Source organism: Rhodopseudomonas sp. B29, assembly GCF_000333455.1.
Taxonomy (GTDB): Bacteria; Pseudomonadota; Alphaproteobacteria; order Rhizobiales; family Xanthobacteraceae; genus Rhodopseudomonas.
In genome coordinates this window covers 1-1,510 of the sequence record NZ_BADD01000016.1, presented here as the reverse complement: position 1 = coordinate 1,510, position 1,510 = coordinate 1, and the positions used below count along the sequence as shown (strand labels likewise).

The following is a 1,510-nucleotide window of genomic DNA, read 5'->3' as shown; positions in this document are numbered from 1 at the left end:
CGGCGAGGCGGACGTAGCCACTCAGCGGTTCCAGCACATGCTGCCACGGCCGGATCGCGTGCGGACTCCTGATCTCCACCGACGCACCGCGCGATAGCGATCGGATCATGTCCGGAACCAGCCGATCCACCGACCAATCGCCGCCGCCGATCACGTTGCCGGCGCGCGCGCTGGCGACACGGCAGACCTTGATTGCCACCTCGGTGTGCTTGGCGCCGAGCGCCTTGCCGGTCCGTAGATAGAACGGCACGCCGGCCCAGCGCCAATTGTCGATCGACAGCTTCAGCGCCGCATAGGTCTCGGTGGTCGAATCGGGTTTGACGTCCTGCACGCTGCGATAATCGATGACGTCCTCGTCGCCGACCTTGCCGGCGACATATTGGGCACGCACCGAATTGCGCAGAGCGTCGGCTTCGCTCTGGATCTGGATCGCCTCGAGTACTTCGGCTTTTGCGCCGCGCACCGCGTGGGCGTTGAAATGTGCCGGGGGCTCCATCGCCACCAACGACAGCAACTGAAACAGATGGTTCGGCACCATGTCGCGCAGCGCGCCGGTCTTGTCGTAGAAGCTGCCGCGGTGACTGACGCCGAGCTTCTCCGAAACGGTGATCTGGACGTGATCGATGTGATCCCGGTTCCAGATCGGCTCGAACATGCCGTTGGAGAAACGCAGCACCAGGATGTTCTGCACCGTCTCTTTGCCGAGGTAGTGATCGATCCGATAGAGCTCGTGCTCGGAGACGATGCTGAGCAGATGATCGTTGAGCTTCTTGGCGGAGGCGAGGTCGGTGCCGAACGGTTTCTCCACCACCAGCCGCCGCCACGCGCCTTCCTGCTCCTTCAAGAGCCCGGCACGACCGAGCTCGGTCGAGATTGGCTCGAAAGCATCAGGCGGGGTGGCGAGATAGAACAGCCGGTTGCCGCCGGTGCTGCGATCGGCCTCGAGCTTCTCCAGCCGCTCGCGCATCTTGTCGAACGAGTCCGGCTCGGACGGGTCGGCACTGATCGCGGTGACGCAATACAGCAGCTGATCGGCGACCTGATCGTCGACTTCGCGGGTGGCGAAGCTGCGCAGGCCCTTCATCAGGCTGGCGCGCAGATCGTCGCTCGACATCTCCTTGCGGGTGATGCCCACGATGCAGAATTTTTCGGGCAGCAGCCCGGATTCGGCAAGATTGTACAACGCCGGAATGATCAGGCGGTGAGTCAGATCGCCGGTGACGCCGAAGATGACGAAGCTGCAGCCGTCGGGGATCTGGGCATTCGATTGCGTGGTCACGCGCGCTCCGCCTTGGGTTTGAGCATCTGCTGGGGCGCCCTTTGCTGCGCCGGCTCGGGATGTTGCTGCGGCTCCTTGTGGCCGCCGAAGCCGGCGCGCATCGCCGACAGGATCTTCTCGGCGAAGGTGTGTTGCTGGCGCGAGCGGAAGCGGGCGAACAGCGCCGCGGTCAGTACCTCGGCTGGCACTGCTTCCTGGATCGCGGCGTTGATGGTCCAGCGGCCTCGCCGG

Annotated in this window: 1 protein-coding gene and 1 pseudogene; both read right to left on the bottom strand. The window is 64.4% G+C overall.

Going from position 1 to position 1,510, the window contains the following annotated elements:
* On the bottom strand, window positions 1-1,279 hold a 1,279-nt coding region (gene zwf / locus I5M_RS00435; protein WP_022719602.1), incomplete at its 3' end, for a glucose-6-phosphate dehydrogenase.
* A pseudogene (locus I5M_RS00430) lies at window positions 1,276-1,510 on the bottom strand (6-phosphogluconate dehydrogenase (decarboxylating)); the annotation flags it as partial. The gene zwf and the pseudogene I5M_RS00430, both read right to left, overlap by 4 nt.